This is a genomic window from Lacinutrix salivirga (genome assembly GCF_053604675.1).
Genome location: NZ_JBSHNP010000101.1, coordinates 30,237 through 52,882 on the forward strand (window position 1 = coordinate 30,237; position 22,646 = coordinate 52,882).

A 22,646-nucleotide genomic window follows, 5' to 3' on the forward strand; every position below is an offset into this window, starting at 1 on the left:
TTTTTTAAAAATTATGTATTCTCCTTAAGCCATTCTTCTTTTAAGTCATTACTTAATTTCCCAGTGCCATCATGTTTCCAACCAGGAGGCTTAATAAGATATAACAGCCTGTTTTTAATCGAAATACCTTCAGTAAAAAAATCTTTAAACAGTTCAATCCATTCAACAAAAGCAATTTTAATAGGATTGTAGGTTTCAATATTTTTAACCAACCCATAAATCACTTTTTCTTCTTTTATCTCTGGCTGAAAAGTACCAAATAACTTATCCCATATAATTAATATTCCTGCATGATTTTTATCTAAATATAAAGGATTACTGCCATGATGCACTCTATGATGCGAAGGTGTATTAAAAACAGCTTCAAACCATTTTGGGAGTTTGTTAATAGCTTCTGTATGAATCCAAAACTGATAGAGTAAACTAATGGACATTTGCAAAATAATCATCCCAGGATCAAAGCCTAAAATAGGAAGCCACAACCAGAATATAAATGTATAAAAGCCGCCAGACCACGTTTGTCTTAATGCAGTACTTAAATTGTAATGTTGTGATGAGTGATGGACAACATGTGACGCCCAAAATAATCTACACTCATGCGAAATACGATGAAACCAATAATATGCAAAATCATCTAAAACAAATAGTAGTAAAAAACTCCACCAACTAATAGGTATAGTGAACACTCTAAAATACTCATAAACAACAAAAAAGGAAGCCAATGCCAAAGCTTTACTTAAAAAACCAAGTATAACATTGCCTAAACCCATAGCAATAGATGCAAAGGCATCTTTTGTTTCATAGGTTTTAATGCCTTGTTTTATAATAACATATAATTCTAAACCCATAGCAACCAAAAAAAATGGGATGGCATACAATAGGATATTTGGGAATTCAGACATTAAATAACTTGTTATTTAGTGTTACAAATTACAAAATTAATTAAGTACTTTTGGTGTACATTATGAAAGCAAATTATAAACAACATATATTAGAATTTAAAGTCCCAAGCGGAACGTCTCGTGGTGTTCTAAAAACTAAGGAAACTTGGTTTATAATTATAGAAAACGAAGGAAAACAAGGCATAGGAGAGTGTGGTATATTAAGAGGCTTAAGTATAGACGACAGACCAGATTACGAAAGTAAATTACAATGGACTTGCCAAAATATTGATAAAGGTTTAGAGGTTTTGTGGAGTGAACTTATTGAGTTTCCAAGTATTCAAATAGGTTTAGAAATGGCATTTAAATCTTTACAAAGCGATCATGAATTTAAACTGTTCCCTTCTGCTTTCACTAAAGACAACGCAACAATACCAATAAACGGTTTAATTTGGATGGGAAACGAAGCGTTTATGAAAACTCAAATTAAAGAGAAATTAAAAGCAGGCTTTAGCTGTATAAAATTAAAAATAGGTGCTATTGATTTTAAAACGGAATTAAATCTACTTAAATCCATACGTAAAGAGTTTTCTGCGGAAGATATTGAACTTAGAGTAGATGCCAATGGTGCTTTTACGCCAACTGAAGCTTTAGAGAAATTAAAACAGCTTTCAGAATTTCAATTACATTCTATTGAGCAACCCATAAAACAAGGTCAATACCAAGCTATGGCAACACTTTGTGAGCAAACACCATTACCAATTGCTTTAGACGAAGAATTAATAGGGCTATTTACTGCACAACAAAAACAAGAAGCATTACTTACAATACAACCACAATATATAATTTTAAAACCTAGCTTTATAGGTGGATTTAAAGGTACAGACGAGTGGATTAATCTTGCCGAAAAACAAAATATTGGTTGGTGGATTACAAGTGCTTTAGAAAGTAATATTGGTTTAAATGCCATTGCGCAATACACCTATTTAAAACATAATAAAAGGCCTCAAGGATTAGGCACAGGAAGCTTATTTACTAATAATTTTGATTCGCCATTACAAGTAAAAAATGGTACATTGCAATACAATAATAACTTAAATTGGGATTTTAAATTATAATTTATGAATTACATACAACAAGCCTTTAAAGGAAAAAACCAAACACTAACATTATTACTAGTTATAATATTTATTTCAGGAATATTTATCGCTAATTTTATAATGTTTCTGTTTACTTCCAAGGAAGATATGGATGCGTTATACGATAGTATGAAAGGCATACCTGCAAATCTCTCTTTAATTATTAATTTGGCACCATTTGCAATTTTATTAATCCTTTTATTTTTAATCGTAAAGTTTGTAAACGAAAGAAGCATATTATCACTAACTACTGCAAGATCAAAAATAGATTGGAGCAGAATTGTATTCTCTTTTTTGTTAATAGTAGGCTTAACTGTTGTAACCTTTGCAATCTCTTATTTTAGTGATCCTAGCCAAGTAGAATTGCAATTCGATGCTACAAAATTTGCCATACTTTTTATTATTAGTATTGTTTTATTTCCGTTTCAAATTGGGTTAGAAGAGTATTTGTTTAGAGGCTATTTTATGCAGCAAATAGGTATAATGGTTAAAAATAAGTGGTTTCCATTAATTTTCACTTCTTTGTTTTTTGGTCTAGCGCATAGTGCAAACCCTGAAGTTGCCGAAATGGGAATGATTACTATGGTGTTTTACGTTGGTACAGGTTTAATGTTAGGTATAATGACTTTAATGGACGATGGTTTAGAACTAGCACTTGGCTTCCATTTAGGAAACAATCTATTAGCAGCATTACTAGTCACAGCAGATTGGTCTGCTTTGCAAACCGATGCTATTTTTAAATACACAGCAGAAGAAGCTAACAATACAGCTTTAGATATTATTTTACCTGTATTGGTGTTTTATCCAATTATTTTATTCGTTTTTTCTAAAAAATACGGTTGGACAAATTGGAAAGAAAAATTAACAGGAAAAGTAATAGAGCCACCAAAAGAAGACTATAAAATTATTGAAGATAGTGGTACCACAGTATAATAAAATTCATAATAAATTCAGATTAAATAACAGTACGTATTTATTTGAAGAGCTTAAGGAAGTCGCTTATAGCCATATAAAAGAAGGACTCCCTTTTGAGAAAACTATTGGCAACTTTTTAATAGATTGGTTAGATGCCAAAGACTATGTAATTGTTAACACGTCTGGCTCTACAGGAAAGCCAAAACCAATACGGTTAAGTAAACAGGCAATGGTACATTCTGCTATTGCAACTGGAGATTTTTTTAATTTACAGCCTGGAGACAAGGCCTTGCATTGTTTACCTAGCAATTTTATTGCAGGTAAAATGATGCTTGTAAGAGCAATGGTTTTAGGTTTAGAGCTAGATTTAACCGAGCCAACATCACGACCAGTTTTTGATTACGAAGTCCCTTATAAATTTTGCGCTATGCTACCAATGCAATTGCACAAAACAATGAGTTATATTCAAAATATAGAGCAACTTATTGTTGGAGGTGCTGCTGTTTCTGGTCCTTTAAAAGCAAGTGTTCAAGGTTTACAAACAACCATTTATGAAACTTATGGAATGACAGAAACCATAACTCATATCGCAGTTAAACAAATTAATAATAGTGGTAATGCTGAAGTAAATCACTTTAAAACATTGCCAAACGTAACTGTTTCTAAAGATTCTAGAAATTGCTTAATAATTAATGCACCAAATATCTTGGAAGAAAACATTGTGACTAACGATGTTGTAAATATACATTCTAAAACAGAGTTTGAATGGCTTGGTCGTTATGATAATATTATAAATTCTGGAGGGTTAAAAATAAATCCAGAACAAATTGAGGAACAATTAAAATCGAGTATAAAAGAGCGTTTCTTTATTGCTTCAGAAAAAAATGAGACTTTAGGAGAGCAATTAATTTTAATTATTGAAGCCGATGAGGTAACTATTACACCTTCAGCTTTTAAAAATTTAAACAAATTAATGAAGCCTAAACAGACTTACGCTATTTCTAAATTTGTTGAAACACCTTCTGGTAAAATCAACAGAAAAAAAACATTAAAACTTTTAAATAAGTTGTAACAATTTATTTAAAACACCTACTAACAAAACAAAAATTAGATATGAATTTTATAAAACGTGTATTTTCTACAGTAATTGGCATCTTTGTCTTTCTATTTATCTGTTTCGGATTTTTAATTATTATTGGTTTACTTTCTGGCTCGTCCTCAAAAGATAAAGTAGTGGTTAAAAAAGACTCCGTTTTGGAGTTAAAATTAGACTTCCCAATAAAAGATTATGCTGCTAAAACAACATTTAAAGACTATCCTTTTTTAGACGAAAACAAAAAAAATGGACTTTTTGATATTATTTATGCCTTAGAATATGCAGCCACAGACGATAATATTAAAGGAATATCAATAGACAATAACTTTGTAATGGCAGGAATAACGCAAACAAAAGCGTTACGAGATGCATTAATAAAGTTTAAAGAGTCTGGTAAATTTGTAGTGTCTTATGGAGATGTATATTCTCAAAAGGATTATTATTTAAATTCTGTTGCAGATACTCTATATATAAACCCAGTAGGTGTTATGGAGTTTAAAGGCTTATCTACAGAGCGTTTATATTTTAAAGATTTTCAGGAAAAATCTGGTATTAAAATGGAAGTTATTCGTTTAGGAAAATACAAAAGTGCTGTGGAGCCTTATTTAGAAAATGAAATGAGCGATAATAATCGTGAGCAAATTAGTGCCTATTTAAATGGAATTTGGACTGAAGTTAAAAAAGAAGTTTCAGAAAGCAGAAACATTTCAACAGAACAATTAAATACAATTGCAGACGATTTATTATCTAGAACACCAGAATTAGCGGTCAAATCGGGTTTAATGGATAAAATTGCATACCACGATGAGTATTTAAACGGAATTAAAAAAGCAGTAGGCATAGACTACAAAAAAGAACTGAATACTATAGAAATTGAAGAGTATGCTAAATATGCCTCAAATAAAAAGCCATTTACGGCAAAAGATAGAATTGCTGTTATTTATACCGAAGGTCAAATATTTTATGGCGAAGGCGACGAAACTTATGTTGGACAAGGCGCAGTAAACAAATCTTTAGAGAAAGCTCGTAACGACGATAAAATTAAAGCAATAGTACTTAGAGTAAACTCTCCTGGTGGAAGTGCTTTAGCGAGCGAGCTAATTTGGAGAGAAGTAGAGTTAACCAAAAAAGTAAAACCAGTAATTGTGTCTATGGGAGACGTTGCTGCTTCTGGTGGTTATTATATTGCTTGTAATGCCAATAAAATTTATGCAGAACCAACAACAATTACAGGTAGTATTGGTGTATTTGGAACTTTACCTAACATAAAAGGGTTAGCAGATAAATGGGGAATTAATGCCGAACAAGTAGTAACCAATAAAAATGCCGTTACGTATAGTTTTTTCGAGCCAATGGACGATAACCAACGCGCGTTTATAAAAGAAGGTGTAAGCTCAATTTATGACTTATTTACCAATAGAGTAGCACAAGGTCGTAACATGACTCAAGAAGCTGTACACGAAATCGGACAAGGTAGAGTTTGGACAGGAACAGACGCAGTAACTAATGGGTTAGTAGATGAGTTAGGTGGTTTAGATGCGGCTTTAGCTTATGCTGCAGAACTTACTGAAGTTGAAGAGTATAAAATAATTGAATATCCTGTGTTTGAAAAAGATTTAGATGCTATTTTGCAAGGTTTTGGCTTGGTACAATCTAAAGAAGCACTTTTAAAAGAAGAACTAGGTGAAGAAAACTATAAAATTTTGCAAGAAGTAAAATCAATGTCTAAACAAAAAGGAATACAATTAATGTTTCCTTTTGCTACAGAAATTAAGTAGTTTTAAAATAAATTCCCAAAATAATAAAAGGTTAAGCATTTCGCTTAGCCTTTTTTGTGTTTAGGGTTCACTCACCCAAAAGTACACTTCACTCATTATTGGTTTTATACATTGCGATTTGGTTATAGGTTTGAGTAAACTTTAAAACCAATTATTATGAAATCAATACTACCACTTCTCTTGTTACTAATAACATTTAATAGTAATGCGCAAAGTAAATCTGTAGAAACAGATTCTATTATTTTGGATGATTTTATTTCTTTTATAGCTGAAAATTTTTCAGTTCATACTAATGAGACTACACCAAATGAAGAAGAAGTAAAGTCGAAACACATCACTTTTCTTCTAGAAACATCAAACAGAAGCTTTTCTTCAGAAGACAAAATTATACTTCAACAAGCATTTAAATTCTTATCAAAACGTTTAAATGAAACCGATAGATTTTCAATAGTACTTTACTCTAAAGTAAACGGATTAATTTTAGAAGAATCGACTCCAAAAAACATAAAAAAAACACTTAATGCTTTAAATAATGACTCTTCTAAATTCATTAAAAACTATAATGATGGTATTACAAGTGCTTATCAATTAGCCGAAAGTTATGCAAATGAAACTACTGAGTCTTCAGTAATAATGGTAAGAAATCCTAACGCAAGTAAAACGGTTGAAGCAACTGCACAAAAAGATATAAAATCAGATTTGACTACTGAAACAAAGCCAAAAAACAATATGGTTTTATTAACTGCAATTGCAGTGTTACCAGAATTAATTTCAATTATTAAAGACTAATTATAAAAACCAATTATTATGAAACAATTACTACATCTGCTCATCTTGTTAATTACACTACAAGTAAGCGCACAAGAAAAAACAATTTCTGGTATTATTACAGATGAAACAGCCATACCATTACCAGGATTAACGGTTATGGTTAAAGGAACAACCTCAGGAACCCAAACCGATTTTGATGGCAAGTACTCAATTAAAGCTAAAGAAGGTGATGTTTTAGAGTACTCTTATGTTGGCTATATCACACAACAAAAAACCGTAGGAAAAGCAACAACAATAAGTTTTTCTATGCAACTAGATAACAACGCTTTAGAAGAGGTTGTTGTTATAGCATATTCAACACAAAGAAGAACAAAGTCTAATACATATTCTGTAAACTCATCATCAATTTCAAACAACTATAAACCATCTGCTTCACAAATAAAAAAGCAAAAACAAAAAACCTATCACAACAAATTGGCAAATCAACTAAATAGCACTTCTACAGTACAAGCTTTGCAAGGTCAAGTTGCAGGTTTAACTGTTACAGAAAAAAAAGAAAACAATAATTCTAGAATTATATTAAGAGGTGTTAATAGCTTAAATGGTAATAGTGAGCCTTTGGTCGTAGTTGATGGAAAAATACAAAGCTACAAGTCAATGCAAAAAATGAATCCGAAGCATATTAACAACATTAATATACTTAAAGATGCTGGAGCAACAGCTATTTATGGAAACAGAGGCAGCAATGGAGTGATAGTCATTTCGACTAAAAATAATAAAAAAAATAACTCTAAGGAGTTGCTATATATTGTAGATGGAAACCCTATTAAAAAAGAAAATAATTTTTTAATCGAAAATTTACCACAATCCGAAATAGATAGTAAAGTGGTTTACGATAAAGCACAATCTAAAAATAAATTTGGAGATATCGCAAAACAAGGCTGTGTTGTAATCACTACACACAAAGGGAATTTTAGAATTAACACGCAAGAGAGTTATGCTGTAATAGACGAAAACCAGTTTGAGCATACAAATGCTTCGCCACTTTCAACCTTTTCTATAGATGTGGATAAAGCTTCTTATAGCAATGTAAGACGAATGATTAATAACGGACAATCCATTGCTCCAGACGCTGTTAAAATTGAAGAAATGGTAAATTATTTCAATTATAATTATCCGCAACCAACAGGAGATCATCCTTTTTCAATACATACCGAATTAGCTATAACGCCTTGGAATACAGAAACTAAAATTGTTAAAATTGGACTACAAGGTAAAACGTATAATAATGAAGAATTGCCAGCCTCTAACTTAACGTTTTTAATAGATGTTTCTGGCTCTATGAGTAACCAAAATAAACTTCCATTATTAAAATCTGCGTTTAAACTATTGGTAAATCAACTTAGAGAACAGGACAAAGTATCTATAGTAGTTTATGCAGGAGCTGCAGGAGTGGTTTTAGAACCAACCTCAGGAAGCGATAAACAAACCATTTTAAAGGCTTTAGATAATTTAAATGCTGGAGGTTCAACAGCAGGAGGAGCTGGCATTGAACTGGCTTATAAATTGGCACAAAAGAATTTTAAAAAGAAAGGCAACAATAGAGTGATTTTAGCAACAGATGGCGATTTTAACGTTGGTATGTCTAGCAATAAAGATATGCAAACACTTATTGAAGAGAAGCGTAAATCTGGAGTGTATTTATCGGTTTTAGGATTTGGTTATGGAAATTACAAAGATTCTAAATTAGAAATTTTAGCAGATAAAGGCAATGGAAATCATGCCTATATAGATACAATGCAAGAAGCACAAAAAGTGTTTGGTAAAGAATTTGGAGGTACTTTATACACTATTGCAAAAGATGTAAAAATACAAGTAGAATTTAATCCTAAAAAAGTACAAGCTTACCGATTAATTGGTTACGAAAATAGAATGTTAGCAGACGAAGATTTTATAGACGACACTAAAGATGCTGGCGAACTAGGAAGCGGACACACAGTGACTGCCTTATACGAAGTCATTCCAACAGGAGTTAAGAGCAACTATTTAAAAACAGTTCCAAATTTAAAATACACTAAAACCACTACAGTTGATGGCTTTAAAGACGAATTGCTAACCGTTAAATTTAGATACAAAAAGCCAGAAGGCACTAAAAGTATAGAAATGGTACATGTGCAAAAGGATAAAATTGAAACCCCTTCCGAAGATTTAAAATTTGCATCTGCAGTAGCACTTTTTGGAATGCAATTAAGACAATCCCAATTTTATAATAACGCAACAGTTAATGATGTTGTGATGTTAGCAGAAGCAGGTAGAGGCAAAGATAAACAAGGCTATAGAGCAGAGTTTATTAGGTTAATAAATTCGTATCAAAATATGTAAATTATTCTAGAAGTAAAAAACACTCCTAATTTGTATTAGGAGTGTTTTTTATTAATCAAATATTTTATAGACGTAATTTACACTTGTAAAATACCCATATTAAATTTCTTTTCAATAGGAGCGTGGTTAGCAGCTTCAATTCCCATGCTAATCCAAGTTCTGGTGTCCAATGGGTTAATAACTCCATCTGTCCAAATTCGTGCAGCTGCATAATAAGGAGACACTTGGTTGTCGTATCTGTCCTTTATTTTATTAAAAAGTTCAGCTTCTTTTTCTGGGGTAATTTTTTCCCCTTTCTTTAAAAGAGAAGCTTTTTCTATTTGTAATAATACTTTTGCTGCACTATTACCACTCATCACAGCAAGTTCTGCACTTGGCCAAGCTGCAATTAATCGTGGGTCGTAAGCTTTTCCGCACATAGCGTAATTTCCTGCACCATAACTATTACCAATAATTATTGTAAATTTTGGTACCACAGAGTTACTTACTGCATTTACCATTTTAGCGCCATCCTTTATAATTCCTCCATGCTCAGATTTACTGCCAACCATAAAACCAGTAACATCTTGTAAAAATACTAATGGTATTTTTTTCTGATTACAATTGGCAATAAAACGTGTCGCTTTATCTGCACTATCATTATAAATTACACCACCAAATTGCATTTCGCCTTTTTTAGTTTTTACTAATTTACGTTGGTTAGCAACAATACCAACAGCCCAACCATCAATCCTAGCGTAAGCAGTTATAATTGTTTTTCCATAACCTTCTTTGTACTCGTCAAACTCACTATTATCTACTAATCGCTTAATAATTTCTTTCATATCGTATTGATCTGCTCGCGATTCTGGTAGGATTCCAAATATATTCTCAGGATTTTCTTTAGGTTTTTTAGCGTCAGTTCTATTAAAACCAGCTTTATCATAATCACCAATTTTATCCATTAAGCGTTTTATAGTATCTAAAGCATCTTTATCGTCTTTCGCTTTATAATCTGTAACACCAGAAATTTCGCAATGTGTTGTCGCTCCACCTAAAGTTTCATTATCAATAGTTTCTCCAATTGCAGCTTTTACTAGGTAGCTTCCAGCCAGAAAAATACTTCCTGTTTTATCTACAATTAAAGCCTCGTCACTCATAATTGGTAAATACGCTCCACCAGCAACACAACTTCCCATCACTGCAGAAATTTGTGTAATTCCCATACTACTCATCACAGCATTATTTCTAAAAATGCGACCAAAATGCTCTTTATCTGGGAAAATTTCGTCTTGCATAGGCAAATACACACCAGCAGAATCCACTAAATAGATTATTGGTAGCTTGTTTTCAATAGAAATTTCTTGAGCACGTAAATTCTTTTTTCCAGTTATAGGAAACCAAGCTCCAGCCTTTACAGTAGCATCATTAGCAACTACAATACATTGTTTACCCTTTATATAACCCATTTTTACAACAACGCCTCCAGAAGGACAGCCACCATGTTCCATATACATGTCTTCACCAGCAAAAGCACCAATTTCTATAGATGGTTTTTTGGTATCTAATAGATAGTTAACACGCTCTCTAGCAGTCATTTTTCCTTTTGCATGGTGTTTTTCTATGCGTTTTTCTCCGCCACCAAGCTTAACTTTTACTAGGCGTTTTTTTAAATCGGAAAGAAGTAATTTATTATAATCTTCGTTTTTATTGAAGTTAATATCCATAGTATAATTTTATTTCCCACGAATTTACGAAACCAAAACTGGTATTAAAAATGAAAATTTACAAATATGTATTACATGTCATTATATATTTAGTAATATAAAGCTGTGGTTACTATATTTGTTATTCAATATTTAATAAAAATTGTATGAAAAACATCATCGTATTTGCAGGAAGTAATAGTAAAACATCAATAAACAAAAGGTTAGCGACTTATGCGTCCACATTAGTTAAAAATGTAGAAACCAAAATCTTAGATTTAAATAATTTTGAATTACCTGTTTTTGGAGTTGATTTAGAAAAGGAGATAGGTATTCCTGAAAACGCGATAGAGTTTTTACAACATATTAAATCGGCCGATGGTATAATTGTTTCGCTTGCAGAACATAATGGAGCGTATGCAGCTGTATTTAAAAATTTATTCGATTGGATGTCTAGAGAAGAACCAAAAAATTTTTATAATAAGCCTATGCTTTTAATGGCTGCTTCTCCAGGAGGAAGAGGTGGGAAATCGGTTTTAGAAATGGCTTCAGATCGTTTCCCTAGGCACAATGCCAATATTGTTGGTAAATTTTCTTTTCCATCTTTTGGCGATAATTTTAAAGATGATAAGATTAGTAATGAAGAATTAAACAAAGAATTATTAGAAAAAGTTGAGCAGTTTCAAAACAGTTTATAAGTGTATAGATGTATTATGCCATAATTAATATAAAGCAGAAGCAATACAACATAATAACCTATTAGATAAAACAAGATAAACAATTATTAAATTAATAAAAAAGCATTCTAAAATAGGATGCTTTTTTTGGTTAAAAATTGCGATATTTGTTATTCGCTTAAAAATTAAAATATGGCAATGAATAAAAACACAGTGTTGGCTTGGGCTACCACTATAATGATAATAGTAGGATTAGGTTTAATCGCTTTAGGCGCTTTTAGATACGATGATACTGCAGGTTGGGGTTTTGCTTCAGTTGGTATTGGGTTTTTCGCAATCGCTTGGGTGTTTAATGCTTTAAAAGGTAGAGTTTAACCAGTTCTAAAACAAAAATTAAAATTAACATTGTAATTCGTAAATCGTAATTCGCAAATCAAAAATTAACAATGGCTGACGATAAAAAAATAATTTTTTCAATGTCTGGTGTAACCAAGACGTTTAAATCTGCAAACACTCCAGTACTTAAAAACATCTATTTAAGTTTCTTTTATGGAGCCAAAATAGGAATCTTAGGTCTTAATGGATCTGGTAAGTCCACACTTTTAAAAATTATAGCTGGTGTCGATAAAAATTACCAAGGCGACGTGGTCTTTTCTCAAGATTATTCGGTTGGGTATTTAGAGCAAGAACCGCAATTAGACGACAATAAAACTGTAATGGAAGTGGTTAAAGAAGGCGCTGCAGAAACTGTTGCTATACTAGATGAATATAACAAAATTAACGATCAATTTGGTTTAGAAGAAGTGTATAGCGATGCCGATAAAATGGAAAAGCTAATGGCAAGACAAGCCGTTTTGCAAGATCAAATAGATGCTGCTAATGCTTGGGAATTAGATACCAAACTAGAAATCGCTATGGATGCACTGCGTACTCCAGATGGCGATAAAAAAATAGGAGTACTTTCTGGTGGAGAACGTCGTCGTGTCGCTTTATGTCGTTTACTTTTACAAGAACCTGATGTCTTATTATTAGATGAACCAACTAACCATTTGGATGCAGAATCTGTACATTGGTTAGAACATCATTTAGCACAATATAAAGGAACTGTTATTGCTGTAACACACGATAGATACTTTTTAGATAACGTTGCAGGTTGGATTTTAGAGTTAGATAGAGGAGAAGGCATCCCTTGGAAAGGAAATTACTCGTCTTGGTTAGATCAAAAATCAAAACGTATGGCTCAAGAAAGTAAAACAGCCTCTAAACGTCAAAAAACCTTAGAGCGTGAGCTAGATTGGGTTCGTCAAGGTGCAAAAGGAAGACAAACAAAGCAAAAAGCGCGTTTAAAAAATTACGATAAATTAATGAGTCAAGATCAAAAACAACTTGACGAGAAATTAGAAATCTACATACCAAATGGTCCTCGTTTAGGAACAAATGTTATCGAAGCAATTGGCGTAAGCAAAGCCTATGATGATAAAATACTGTATGAAGATTTAAATTTTAACTTACCACAAGCAGGCATTGTTGGTATTATTGGACCAAATGGCGCTGGTAAAACTACAATTTTTAGAATGATTATGGGAGAAGAAACTCCAGATAAAGGCGAATTTAAGGTTGGTGAAACAGCCAAGATTGCTTATGTAGATCAAAAGCATTCTAATATAGATCCTAGTAAAACAATTTGGCAAAACTTTAGCGACGAGCAAGAGTTAATTATGATGGGAGGAAAAGAAGTGAATTCTAGAGCCTATTTAAGTCGTTTTAACTTCTCTGGTGGAGAACAAAATAAAAAAGTAGAACTTTTGTCTGGTGGAGAACGTAACCGCTTACACTTAGCAATGACACTTAAAGAAGAAGGCAATGTATTGCTTTTAGATGAGCCTACTAACGACTTAGATGTTAATACATTAAGAGCATTAGAAGAAGGTTTAGAAAGCTTTGCAGGTTGTGCAGTTGTTATTTCACACGATAGATGGTTTTTAGATCGTGTATGTACTCACATATTAGCTTTTGAAGGTAACTCTCAAGTCTATTTCTTTGAAGGTAGTTTTAGTGATTACGAAGAAAACAAAAAGAAGCGTCTTGGTGGCGATTTAATGCCAAAACGTATTAAGTACAAAAAATTAGTACGTTAATAGTGTTACTTATATAAACTAAAAAAACCTGCATTTTGCAGGTTTTTTTAGTTTATACACATATTTTTTATGTTCGATTTATTTTAATCGTTTTTATTTTCGGTATTATACATGTGTCCATGAGTAAAATCTTTATATTTATCATCCATTTCATCAAAGGGATTAAGTTTACTTAAACGCTCATTATCAGCTTTAAGTCTATAATTTTTTATAACTGCCATCGCAATTAAAATTATAAAAACAACACTAACTAATACAAGGAGGTAAGTTAAACTCGAAGTGCTTATAAGTACCACAGAATTGAAAGCTAATTTAGAGATAGCTAAATACATAATTGTTTGTTTGTTAAATTCTGAGGGAACTCAAATATAAAAATTTATTTTAATTAAAGACGTAAAATTAAAATAATTAACACTATTTTGACTATTTATACCAATTTAATTGTATAATTTCTATAGAATTACTGCTCTTTGTTACCAATTCTTTAAATAATGTAACATCACTAAAACCGTCCGTTCCTCTATAATGGTAAGGATAAATTTGTTTTGGTTTAAACTCTAAAACAGCATTTGCTGCACTTTCTACAGTCATTGTATAAGGTAAATTCATGCAAATAAAGGCTCTATCAATATTTTTTAAAGCACGCATTTCTGGAATATCTTCTGTATCTCCAGAAATATAAATGCGCTCACCTCCTAAAGTTAATACATAACCATTTCCACGTCCTTTAGGGTGAAATTTTAGTGCTTCATCTCTTAAATTATACATTGCAATAGCTTCAACAGTTAACGTATTAATAGTATGTTTGTCGTTATTATTTAAAGTCACAATTGTTTTTGCAATGGTTTTAGGTAAAGTTTTAGTTACTGCTTCTGGAGCAATTAATGTAGCATTATTTAGTTTCAATTCTTCTAGCGTAGCTAAATCTAAATGGTCACCATGTATATCTGTAATTAAAACCAGTGTTGGCGTTTTTTGCGCTTCAAAAGCTTGAAGTCCTCCAACAGGATCAACGTAAATCACTTCGTCTCCAGACTCCAAAACCATCGTAGCATGTTCTATTGGTATTATTTTTAAAGGTTCTACAGGTGTCTCTTCTTGTTTAGCTTCAGTTTCAACAATGGTTGTTTCGGTCTTTTTTTCTTTTTTACAAGCAACTACAAATAAGGTAATTAAACATAAGGTTAAAAGTGATTTTTTCATAATTTAGTTTTCTTATAAAGATAAAATAAAAACTCGTGTAACAAATTATATAATTTCGCTACATATATTTTAGGCAGTTTAATTTTATTATACATAAATTTTAGCGAAATTGCTTATCCATAAATTGTTCAACTAAAAAACACTACACAATATGTCTGATGATTTTGATTTATTAGAAACAAATTCCAACGAAAAAACAGAAAAAGTAGATGTCAATTGGGGAAAAGCCATTGACCAAATGAAATCTAAATTGGCACAAGAAGACGACCCAGAAAGTCGCCAAAAAATCTTAAACGCAACTTTAGATAACGTTGTGGATATGGCAGAAAAGGACAGATCAACCTTATTAGATGCTATAAAAGATTTAACAGATTATCAAGATGAAGTAGGTATAATGTTCGAAGGCTTTTCGGCATTAAACGCTGAAGAGCAAAAGATCATTGACGATGCGATTAAACGTTTAGAACGCGCAAAAGTAGAGTTGGAAGATGCTAATGCTAAACCAGATACTTTTTGGAATAACCTTTGGGGAAGAAAAGGAAAAATCAAAAAAGCAGAGCAAGAATTAAAAGACGCACAAAAAACACGCGATGCAGCAGATAATAAAGCAAAAGCACTCTTTCAACAACGTATAGAAAGCGCAGATGTACAAACCTTATTAAATGAGTTGTCGTTTAAAAGTCAAGCAGCAGTAAAACGTTTAAAGGATAGAGAGTTAGAAATTAAAGAAGTTGAAGAAAGCCTTAAAACAGCAATAGTAGAAGCTAGTAATAACCACACGAAAGCACTACAAAAAAAGAAAGAAGTAGAAGATAAGTTAGAGGAGCAATACGCTTTACTAAAGCAATCGCGACAAGCACTTGAGGAAGTTGCAGATAAACAATCCACAGAATATTCAGATGCCTTGGCAAAAGTGACACAATTAGAGCAAAAAGTAGAAGAGTTAGAAGGTCTTAAAAATGCCTACACAACCCTTGCAGCCTCTAAGGATAGCTTTGTACACAAGCACAATTTAACCATTAAAGTATTAACCTCCTTACGTAGCAATTTACAAACACATCGTGCAAAATTAAAGAGTGATACAGACGAAAGATTAAAGTATTACGATGGTTACATCGTAGCTTTAAAAGCACGTACAGACCAAGAATTTGCAGCAATTTTAGAGCATTTAGGTGTTAAAACCGATGAGCATATTGGCGAAACTCTAGCAGCAATGCATACAGCAAGCGCCAAAGCACGTCAGGAAATGATGGATAATATTCCAGTACACGAAAAAGTGATGCAAGGCGTTTATGGTAGCTATGCAGAGGCATTAAGCGAAATTAGAGCTAAAGATTCTGAAATCCAGAAAAACTTCGCAGATCGTTATGGTATAGACATGAAAGAGATTTTCGACGAGTATTATAAAGCAGATCCAAATGCACCTTCAGGTGGAGATGATTCTGGTGGAGTTGGTAATGGGAAGCCAGAGCCAAAAGCCAACGACGACGATTTATTAGGTTAATAAGTAATATAAAATTATGGCGTTACCAACTTTTGCTTTTAAGGCAAAAGTTGGTCAGGCTTTCGGCAGTCGCTCTCTGCGAGGAGCTCCAACAAAGCCTCAATCCTTAACGCAAAAAAGAACTCTCAAACAAATTTTAAACTAATAAAGTAATTTGTTATTACGTGGCAAAACTGCTTACTGAATACTGTAAACTGAATACTTATTTATGATAGTAACCCCTTTAGATTCAGCACAATTAGACTCCAAAGAGCAATACGTCTTCTATCATAAAATGGTAGATTTTGCACTAAAAGAACTTATTGTAGTAGTCCAAGAACAGCAATTGTGTAACAAACAAGAAGTGTTGTTGTTTAAGCAATACAGTGATTTGTTGTTATATTCTATCGAAGCCATGCGTGTAAAATACATGTACGATGATGAAGATAATATGAAGGTAGATTTAACCGATTCTGGTTTTCCTAACTATCTAGAGTTTCGATACCTATTTAATGATTTAGAATTACGCGAAGAGTATCTTGGTAAGTTAACACCAATAGAAACGCTCAAAGAAGAGTTTTTAGACACCTTAATGCGAAAAAAAGAGCCTATTAAAAAGCGCGATTTATTTCAAGCAGCTTCCATAGTCTATTATACTTCAGCAAAAAAAGAATATATATTTAACCGTTTTGTGCAAGGTAAAATTATAGAAGCACCAGAACAGTCGCCTGCAAAATATTTGGTGAGTTGGAGCTTTTATGATGTGTCACACAACAGACCATTTATATGTTACCTATATTTTAATTACGACGGAAAACAAGTAGAAGATTATAAAACCGAAATTTACCAAGTATTAAAAACCGTTGCAGATCGAGAAATGAATATGGAAACAATGGCTTATGCAATAGATAAAAAACTAGCAAAAGTATTCCCAAAATTTATAAAACGAATAGATTTAGGACCAATACATAACGTATTTGCAAAAGACGAAAACAAAGTCACACACGCTATATTAGAAGGCATCGCAAAAAAAGACATTCCTTTAGAATCCTATGCAATATCTTTTAAAATAGACGAATTAAAATCAGGAAGCGAATTTAAAGAAGGGGGTTTTTTTAGTAAACAAACCTACCAAAAATGGGATGGAATGTTTAGAAAACGCTACGTCTTTGCACCTCATAGAATCATACAATTACTATATAACAAAACACCTGAGGTTATGAATAAGCTGGCTAAAGCGCCAATACAAGTAAGCAGTTTGCAGTAATCAGTTTGCAGTCAGAAAAATTATTAAGTATAATATGTCGTTTAAAACATTATTAGCATATCAAAAAGGATTCAATTTAGCAATGGAGATTTTTTATTTAACTAAAGAATTTCCTAAATCTGAATTGTTTGGACTCACTTCTCAAATGGTACGTTCAAGCAGATCTGTATGTTCTAATATTGCTGAAGGCTATAGAAAACGACAATATGAAAAGCATTTTAAAAGTAAAATGTCTGATGCAGATGGTGAAAATTCCGAAACACAATTATGGTTAGACTTTGCAGTTGCTTGCAATTATATTTCGGATGAAAAACAAATGGAACTACAAAATAAAAGTAAAGAAATAGGAAAGCTCATTAATTACATAATGAAAAATCCTGAAAAATTTAAATAGAAAGAAAAGAGTTATCATTAGACGGTCTTCAGTTGGCAGTCTTCTGTATAATTTATTATAATAAAACTAATAATTTGAGTAAGCAAATTTGAGTAAATACTGAATACTGCTTACTGCAAACCGAAGACTGAATAAATGGAACACAACTCAACATTCCCAATAAAACAAAGCGAATTAGATATGCTTCGAGATGAAGCGACTTCTTACCTTAAAAGTATTCAATGGGAGCAAAGCCAACGTGCTAAAAACAAAGATAAAGACGCTAAAGACGAGTCTATTTTACTCTATTTATCTAGAGCTAATAATGGAAGTAATGTAAATGTAACTTCGGTTTCTAAAACCATTTTAGCATTAAAAAAGCGCTTATTGCCAGAATCTGTTGCTTTACCAGTGTATTTAAATCAAAGCTTATTTGCAGTACAAGAAGGGATTACTTTAGGAATTTGGGTAAAAGAAAGTTACTACGATGCGTCTGGACTATCTAATTTAGCCGAAAACAAATCGGCTTTAGATAATTCAGAAAAACGAGAATACGAAAGTAAAATGCATACAGCTACAGCATTTATGCTATTTGCAACTGCTTATAAAATTTTACACGATTTAAAACCACATGCTTCAGACGATTTAACTGTAATGAAACAGAAGTTTGCTGGTATTCCAGAAGTGTCATTTTTGTCGCCTTTAAAAGGAATGTCGTGCCAGTTGTTTTATTACGATAAGTATTTAGCACATCCAGACATTGTGAAATCCGATAAGGATGTCATCGATTTTACTGTGGTTTATTTTGAAGCCTTAATAGACGAAATTCAACTACGTAAAAGTAGCTTAGAATATACAGAAACTATAATAGATAGAACGTATAAACTAGAAAAATCTGACTTTGCTATCAATGGTTGGAATAATGCATTCTCTGGTACAGCACAAAGTATAGAATTTAATAAAATTCAGTTTGAGCAAATTGTAGGTAATAGAGATGCAAAACACTTTGCACGTCGTTTAACAGAACGCCTGTTAAGCTACGATTTTGAAGCCAAAAAGAATCCTTTTCAGGAACTTGGTGGTTTTATGCCAGTGTTTATGGGTTATGGAATTCCAGGAACAGGAAAAAGTATGCTAATTGCAGCAATTGCAACTAGACTCAAAGAGCATTGCGATAATTTAGACATTCCGTTTTTGTTTCATCCAATGCCAGACACGTTAATTAGTACATTTCAAGGAGGTTCTGCCGAGAAAATGGTAGAGTGGATGAAACCCTTACAAGATCCAACACGATTAATATTTGCGCCAATTGACGATGCCGAAAACAATCTACAAGAACGTACTGCACAAGGCGTTTCTGCAGGTGTAAAAGAAGTGATTGGAGTCTTTTTACGTTATACAGAAGGTGCTTATGCAGTAAATTATGGAAACAGTTCTGTTGGGTTATTTACCAATTTACCAGAAATGTTAGATAAAGCTGTGATTTCGCGAGTGCAAGGTCGTTTTAAAATAGATGGAGCACGTAATGAACACGATTTTGTAGATCAGGATTATTTATGGTGGCGAAAATTAGATAACACCATGCCAGATTTTGTAAATATGAGTAATCCCAATGATTATAAGTATTTAGACGCGCAACAAGTCGCCAAAAATTTAGGTGAAATTTTAGATAAAGTAGAAAAACCAAACGAAGAACGTGTTAGTGATACTTTCGATAGAGTATCTAAAAAGTATAAAGACAATGAGCACATGTTTTATGCACATTTATATACCGAAATTCAAAAAATATTTCCTTTCTTTTCATCTCGTGATGTACGAAATATACAAAAAGCAGTATCGTTGCGTTTAACCGATTTTGATTTAGAAAACGATTGGTTTGATAATCCAGAAATCTATTTTAAACAAGATTACTATACTAAATTCGGAATGCTTCAAGAATTAATGAGAAGTAATATGAAAGGTTTAGATTTTTCAGATATAAGAAAACAAGAAGTTATTAGATATTTAGATAACGTTGCAACCATTGCAGATACTGACTTTAAACGAAAAGTTGATGCAAGAGTAAATCAATTAAATATTGATACAGAAGCACGCGAGCAGTTTGGTAAACGAGATTAGCGATTGACGATTAACGATTAACGATTAACGATTTGCGATTGACGAATGATGAATAACGATTTGCGATTGACGAATGACGAGGACTCTCAAATTTTTGATTAACGAATGATGAATAACGATTAATGATTTTAGATTTTCTTTGTCATTCAGACAGAAAGAGGCACGAATGACGAGGAATCTCAAATTTTTGATTAACGAATGATGAATAACGATTAACGATTTATGATTTAAGATTTTCTTTGTCATTCCGACAGAAAGAGGTACGAATGACGAGGACTCTCAAATTTTTGATTAACGAATGATGAATAACGATTTGCGATTAACGATTTATGATTTAAGATTTTCTTTGTCATTCCGACAGAATGAGGCACGAATGACGAGGAACCTCAAATTTTTGATTGACGAATTGCGATTGATGATTTAGGATTGACGGCTGACGAGGAATCTTTAAAATAATTTTTTCTGTGAATTTCTTTGAAAACCTAGAAGATCTCAATATAAAAAATATAAATATTACCACTTTCGAGGGAAATAAACATGCAAAAACTAAAACAAGCAAACCTATACAGAAGCGAGCTAATACCAATTAGCGGCAAACTCGTTGAACGTTATAATAAATGCTTAGTGCAGCTTGGTTTTACAGCCACTAAGTTAGCTGCATTTAGTATAGATGGTAAGGGTTGGAGTCCAGAAATTGCAGAAGAAAAAGGCACTATTCACTACTTAAATAATGGAGAGGCAAATCCGCATGGCATAATTATTACACCATTACAAAAAGGAAAGCCTGTATATATTCCGTTTCATACTTTCGATAAAGCCATGATGCAATACGTGTTTAGAATCCATGGCGAAAAAATTAATAATATTACCAGAGACAGTGCTATTTGTTTAGATTTTGATCAAAAAATAGACACATTTTACGAACCTTTAGATGTTTTAAAATACCAAAACATAAATATTCATTTTCATCTAATAGATAATTTAAACGCAGTACAAGAAGAGCAATTTCGCTTAATAGACACTTTTAAATCTAGTAATAATTTTATAGACGAAACGCTTCATGCAAAACTCTTAGATTCTGCTAAAACGTATGGCGATTTACGACATCGCGATTTAAGCTTACATAGTCTTCAATATGCATCCAATTCCTTTTTTACTAGAGCTTTTGGAGGTGTTTATGTATTACGCGACTTTATTTCAGATATAGTAGTTTTCGAAGATTTTAAATGGTATAAAGAAGCTATTAAAGACACTACTTACGATGTGCTTATTTATCACATCTCCCAGCCAGAGCTTATGGAGAAACTGAGAAGTCACTCTATTATTGAATGCGATTTAGAAACTATTGTAAAATCACCAAGATACGAACGCGTTAAAAAGTTCGAATTTGCTGCAGCTTTAAAAGAAACACAACATCCTAAACATGAGATTTTAAGTAATAACGTATTGTTTAAGAGTTATTTAAATAAAATTGATATAGAATCTAGAAAACGAATAATGAGTGTAGAACGGTATTTGGAGAAACTAGAAATGAGTAACGAATTTAAATTAAGTGATATTGTAGATGCAAAACTGTATGAAGCCTTGCACGAACCACATTCGTCTTTAGAAGCAAAACACTTCGATTTAATATGGAAACTGCTTATAAATATTGCGCCAAAAGATGTGTTATTCTTGTATTGGTACGATAAAGAGGAGTTTTATAAAGTGTACGACACTTGGGATGATTCCTTTAAGGATTGGGTTATTGATACAATTAGTAACAATATTTAAAGAAATTAGACTAATTTTATAAATAACAACTAAAATAATATTTCTACTGTCACATTTAGTGCAGTCGAAATGTTTTTGAAAACAACACAAAAAAATGGGATTAGAAGTTATTATTTTTATAGCAGCGATACTCTTCGGAATAGTTATTTATTGGAGAGAATCTAACGGAAATGGTTTATATCGTTTTGTAAATAAAATGGTAAATAGTAAAGAGTTACAAATGAAACCTTCCGACAAAAAAGGATTTGTGTACAAACAATCATTTTTACCAAGAGTTGTGTATGTTGCTGGAGTTTTTTTGCTAGTAGCTGTAATTTTTCAGTTTTTAACACCTTTTAAAATATTTAGTAATTATTATGGCATTTCCATTTTTGCCTCTAGTATTGTTGGAACCATAGTAGGAACGTATTTGGCAAATTTCGTCTTTAAATCTGGCGAAGTGATTGATGACAAGTCAGATTCTATTGAAGAAGTTTATCATGAAACATTAGAAAAAGGAAAGGAGTTTTTAAACGATTTAAAAAACAAAGACAATAAAGCCGTTGAAACTGCTAAAGAAGAAATAATACAAGAACCAAAAAAGGAGAGTAAACCAAACGAGAAAAGTGCTCGAGAACGATTAAAAGATAAGGGATTGATGTAGCAAATTTCTACATAAAAAAAATTTTAAGAAGTAAAAATTAAAAAATCATGTTGTTTTCAAATAAATACAGATACATAATTATAGTTGTTACTTGTATATTACTTATAGTACAATTAGCACTTCTAGATAAAACTAATTTTCATTGGAAAGATAGTTTTGGGATCATAGCTCCAATACTAATAATAATATCTATGGTACTTTCTATAAGAAGTGTTAATAATGAAAAAAACAATTAAATAATGGTCTGGCTGAGCGCAGTCGAAACCTAATAGAACATAAAATAATTCAGAATTAAAAAAACAGATTCCTGCCTTCGCAGGAATG

General features: G+C 32.1%; 19 protein-coding genes. 15 read left to right on the forward strand and 4 right to left on the reverse strand.

Features of this window, described 5'->3' with window-relative positions:
* Window positions 1–11 precede the first annotated feature (11 nt).
* Window positions 12–902: a sterol desaturase family protein gene (locus ACVC5O_RS06660; RefSeq protein WP_452220695.1), complete on the reverse strand. Its 891-nt coding sequence runs from the start codon at window positions 900–902 to the stop codon at window positions 12–14.
* A 62-nt stretch (window positions 903–964) separates the two neighbouring features.
* On the opposite strand from ACVC5O_RS06660, the gene ACVC5O_RS06665 reads away from it, so the two are divergent.
* From ACVC5O_RS06665 to ACVC5O_RS06690, 6 genes are all read left to right on the forward strand, one after another.
* Window positions 965–1,999 (forward strand): o-succinylbenzoate synthase, encoded by a 1,035-nt coding sequence (locus ACVC5O_RS06665; RefSeq protein WP_452220696.1) that lies wholly within the window; start codon window positions 965–967, stop codon window positions 1,997–1,999.
* 3 nt (window positions 2,000–2,002) lie between these two features.
* Window positions 2,003–2,953, forward strand: coding sequence for a CPBP family intramembrane glutamic endopeptidase (locus ACVC5O_RS06670; protein WP_452220697.1), 951 nt, complete (start codon window positions 2,003–2,005; stop codon window positions 2,951–2,953).
* Window positions 2,937–4,007 (forward strand): AMP-binding protein, encoded by a 1,071-nt coding sequence (locus ACVC5O_RS06675; RefSeq protein ID WP_452220827.1) that lies wholly within the window; start codon window positions 2,937–2,939, stop codon window positions 4,005–4,007. Before ACVC5O_RS06670 ends, ACVC5O_RS06675 begins: the two co-directional genes overlap by 17 nt.
* 41 nt (window positions 4,008–4,048) lie before the next feature.
* The gene (gene sppA, locus ACVC5O_RS06680) at window positions 4,049–5,809 is read left to right on the forward strand and encodes a signal peptide peptidase SppA (RefSeq protein WP_452220698.1); all 1,761 of its coding nucleotides are present in this window, start codon (window positions 4,049–4,051) and stop codon (window positions 5,807–5,809) included.
* A gap of 156 nt (window positions 5,810–5,965) precedes the next feature.
* Window positions 5,966–6,598, forward strand: a complete 633-nt coding sequence (locus ACVC5O_RS06685; RefSeq protein ID WP_452220699.1) for a hypothetical protein — start codon at window positions 5,966–5,968, stop codon at window positions 6,596–6,598.
* Between the two features lie 18 nt (window positions 6,599–6,616).
* The gene (locus ACVC5O_RS06690; protein ID WP_452220700.1) at window positions 6,617–8,962 is read left to right on the forward strand and encodes a YfbK domain-containing protein; all 2,346 of its coding nucleotides are present in this window, start codon (window positions 6,617–6,619) and stop codon (window positions 8,960–8,962) included.
* 77 nt (window positions 8,963–9,039) lie between these two features.
* On the opposite strand, the gene ACVC5O_RS06695 is transcribed toward ACVC5O_RS06690, so the two are convergent.
* Window positions 9,040–10,668 (reverse strand): acyl-CoA carboxylase subunit beta, encoded by a 1,629-nt coding sequence (locus tag ACVC5O_RS06695; RefSeq protein WP_452220701.1) that lies wholly within the window; start codon window positions 10,666–10,668, stop codon window positions 9,040–9,042.
* A gap of 146 nt (window positions 10,669–10,814) precedes the next feature.
* Here ACVC5O_RS06695 and ACVC5O_RS06700 point away from each other — a divergent pair, with 146 nt between their 5' ends.
* The 3 genes from ACVC5O_RS06700 (at window position 10,815) to ettA (ending at window position 13,462) form a co-directional block, all read left to right on the forward strand.
* Window positions 10,815–11,345: an NADPH-dependent FMN reductase gene (locus tag ACVC5O_RS06700; RefSeq protein ID WP_452220702.1), complete on the forward strand. Its 531-nt coding sequence runs from the start codon at window positions 10,815–10,817 to the stop codon at window positions 11,343–11,345.
* Between the two features lie 171 nt (window positions 11,346–11,516).
* A complete protein-coding gene (locus tag ACVC5O_RS06705) occupies window positions 11,517–11,699 on the forward strand; it encodes a CAL67264 family membrane protein (protein WP_452220703.1) in 183 nt (60 codons plus the stop codon).
* Window positions 11,700–11,770: 71 nt separating this feature from the next.
* Window positions 11,771–13,462 (forward strand): energy-dependent translational throttle protein EttA, encoded by a 1,692-nt coding sequence (gene ettA, locus ACVC5O_RS06710; RefSeq protein WP_452220704.1) that lies wholly within the window; start codon window positions 11,771–11,773, stop codon window positions 13,460–13,462.
* A gap of 83 nt (window positions 13,463–13,545) precedes the next feature.
* Here the strand turns inward: ettA and ACVC5O_RS06715 are convergent, their stop codons facing one another.
* Both ACVC5O_RS06715 and ACVC5O_RS06720 read right to left on the reverse strand, forming a co-directional pair.
* Complete coding sequence (locus ACVC5O_RS06715) at window positions 13,546–13,794, reverse strand: hypothetical protein (protein WP_452220705.1); 249 nt, start codon at window positions 13,792–13,794, stop codon at window positions 13,546–13,548.
* A 91-nt stretch (window positions 13,795–13,885) separates the two neighbouring features.
* Entirely contained in the window at window positions 13,886–14,665 is a 780-nt protein-coding gene (locus tag ACVC5O_RS06720) for an MBL fold metallo-hydrolase (RefSeq protein ID WP_452220706.1), read from the reverse strand.
* Window positions 14,666–14,816: 151 nt separating this feature from the next.
* Here ACVC5O_RS06720 and ACVC5O_RS06725 point away from each other — a divergent pair, with 151 nt between their 5' ends.
* From ACVC5O_RS06725 to ACVC5O_RS06750, 6 genes are all read left to right on the forward strand, one after another.
* Entirely contained in the window at window positions 14,817–16,169 is a 1,353-nt protein-coding gene (locus tag ACVC5O_RS06725) for a microtubule-binding protein (RefSeq protein ID WP_452220707.1), read from the forward strand.
* 208 nt (window positions 16,170–16,377) lie between these two features.
* Entirely contained in the window at window positions 16,378–17,415 is a 1,038-nt protein-coding gene (locus ACVC5O_RS06730; RefSeq protein WP_452220708.1) for a hypothetical protein, read from the forward strand.
* Window positions 17,416–17,449: 34 nt separating this feature from the next.
* Complete coding sequence (locus ACVC5O_RS06735; RefSeq protein ID WP_452220709.1) at window positions 17,450–17,809, forward strand: four helix bundle protein; 360 nt, start codon at window positions 17,450–17,452, stop codon at window positions 17,807–17,809.
* A 135-nt stretch (window positions 17,810–17,944) separates the two neighbouring features.
* Window positions 17,945–19,906, forward strand: coding sequence for an AAA family ATPase (locus tag ACVC5O_RS06740; protein WP_452220710.1), 1,962 nt, complete (start codon window positions 17,945–17,947; stop codon window positions 19,904–19,906).
* Between the two features lie 537 nt (window positions 19,907–20,443).
* Window positions 20,444–21,679: a DUF6638 family protein gene (locus tag ACVC5O_RS06745; RefSeq protein WP_452220711.1), complete on the forward strand. Its 1,236-nt coding sequence runs from the start codon at window positions 20,444–20,446 to the stop codon at window positions 21,677–21,679.
* Between the two features lie 94 nt (window positions 21,680–21,773).
* Window positions 21,774–22,322 (forward strand): hypothetical protein, encoded by a 549-nt coding sequence (locus ACVC5O_RS06750; protein WP_452220712.1) that lies wholly within the window; start codon window positions 21,774–21,776, stop codon window positions 22,320–22,322.
* Window positions 22,323–22,646: the final 324 nt, after the last annotated feature.

What these genes read in the sequence shown, in the direction of transcription:
- ACVC5O_RS06705 (WP_452220703.1), top strand. Translation starts at nt 11,517, where the DNA reads ATGGCAATGAATAAAAACACAGTGTTGGCTTGGGCTACCACTATAATG.
- ACVC5O_RS06720 (WP_452220706.1), bottom strand. Translation starts at nt 14,665, where the DNA reads ATGAAAAAATCACTTTTAACCTTATGTTTAATTACCTTATTTGTAGTT.
- ACVC5O_RS06700 (WP_452220702.1), top strand. Translation starts at nt 10,815, where the DNA reads ATGAAAAACATCATCGTATTTGCAGGAAGTAATAGTAAAACATCAATA.
- ACVC5O_RS06750 (WP_452220712.1), top strand. Translation starts at nt 21,774, where the DNA reads ATGGGATTAGAAGTTATTATTTTTATAGCAGCGATACTCTTCGGAATA.
- ACVC5O_RS06725 (WP_452220707.1), top strand. Translation starts at nt 14,817, where the DNA reads ATGTCTGATGATTTTGATTTATTAGAAACAAATTCCAACGAAAAAACA.
- ettA (WP_452220704.1), top strand. Translation starts at nt 11,771, where the DNA reads ATGGCTGACGATAAAAAAATAATTTTTTCAATGTCTGGTGTAACCAAG.
- ACVC5O_RS06665 (WP_452220696.1), top strand. Translation starts at nt 965, where the DNA reads ATGAAAGCAAATTATAAACAACATATATTAGAATTTAAAGTCCCAAGC.
- ACVC5O_RS06740 (WP_452220710.1), top strand. Translation starts at nt 17,945, where the DNA reads ATGGAACACAACTCAACATTCCCAATAAAACAAAGCGAATTAGATATG.
- ACVC5O_RS06670 (WP_452220697.1), top strand. Translation starts at nt 2,003, where the DNA reads ATGAATTACATACAACAAGCCTTTAAAGGAAAAAACCAAACACTAACA.
- ACVC5O_RS06735 (WP_452220709.1), top strand. Translation starts at nt 17,450, where the DNA reads ATGTCGTTTAAAACATTATTAGCATATCAAAAAGGATTCAATTTAGCA.
- ACVC5O_RS06690 (WP_452220700.1), top strand. Translation starts at nt 6,617, where the DNA reads ATGAAACAATTACTACATCTGCTCATCTTGTTAATTACACTACAAGTA.
- ACVC5O_RS06660 (WP_452220695.1), bottom strand. Translation starts at nt 902, where the DNA reads ATGTCTGAATTCCCAAATATCCTATTGTATGCCATCCCATTTTTTTTG.
- sppA (WP_452220698.1), top strand. Translation starts at nt 4,049, where the DNA reads ATGAATTTTATAAAACGTGTATTTTCTACAGTAATTGGCATCTTTGTC.
- ACVC5O_RS06730 (WP_452220708.1), top strand. Translation starts at nt 16,378, where the DNA reads ATGATAGTAACCCCTTTAGATTCAGCACAATTAGACTCCAAAGAGCAA.
- ACVC5O_RS06745 (WP_452220711.1), top strand. Translation starts at nt 20,444, where the DNA reads ATGCAAAAACTAAAACAAGCAAACCTATACAGAAGCGAGCTAATACCA.
- ACVC5O_RS06685 (WP_452220699.1), top strand. Translation starts at nt 5,966, where the DNA reads ATGAAATCAATACTACCACTTCTCTTGTTACTAATAACATTTAATAGT.
- ACVC5O_RS06715 (WP_452220705.1), bottom strand. Translation starts at nt 13,794, where the DNA reads ATGTATTTAGCTATCTCTAAATTAGCTTTCAATTCTGTGGTACTTATA.
- ACVC5O_RS06695 (WP_452220701.1), bottom strand. Translation starts at nt 10,668, where the DNA reads ATGGATATTAACTTCAATAAAAACGAAGATTATAATAAATTACTTCTT.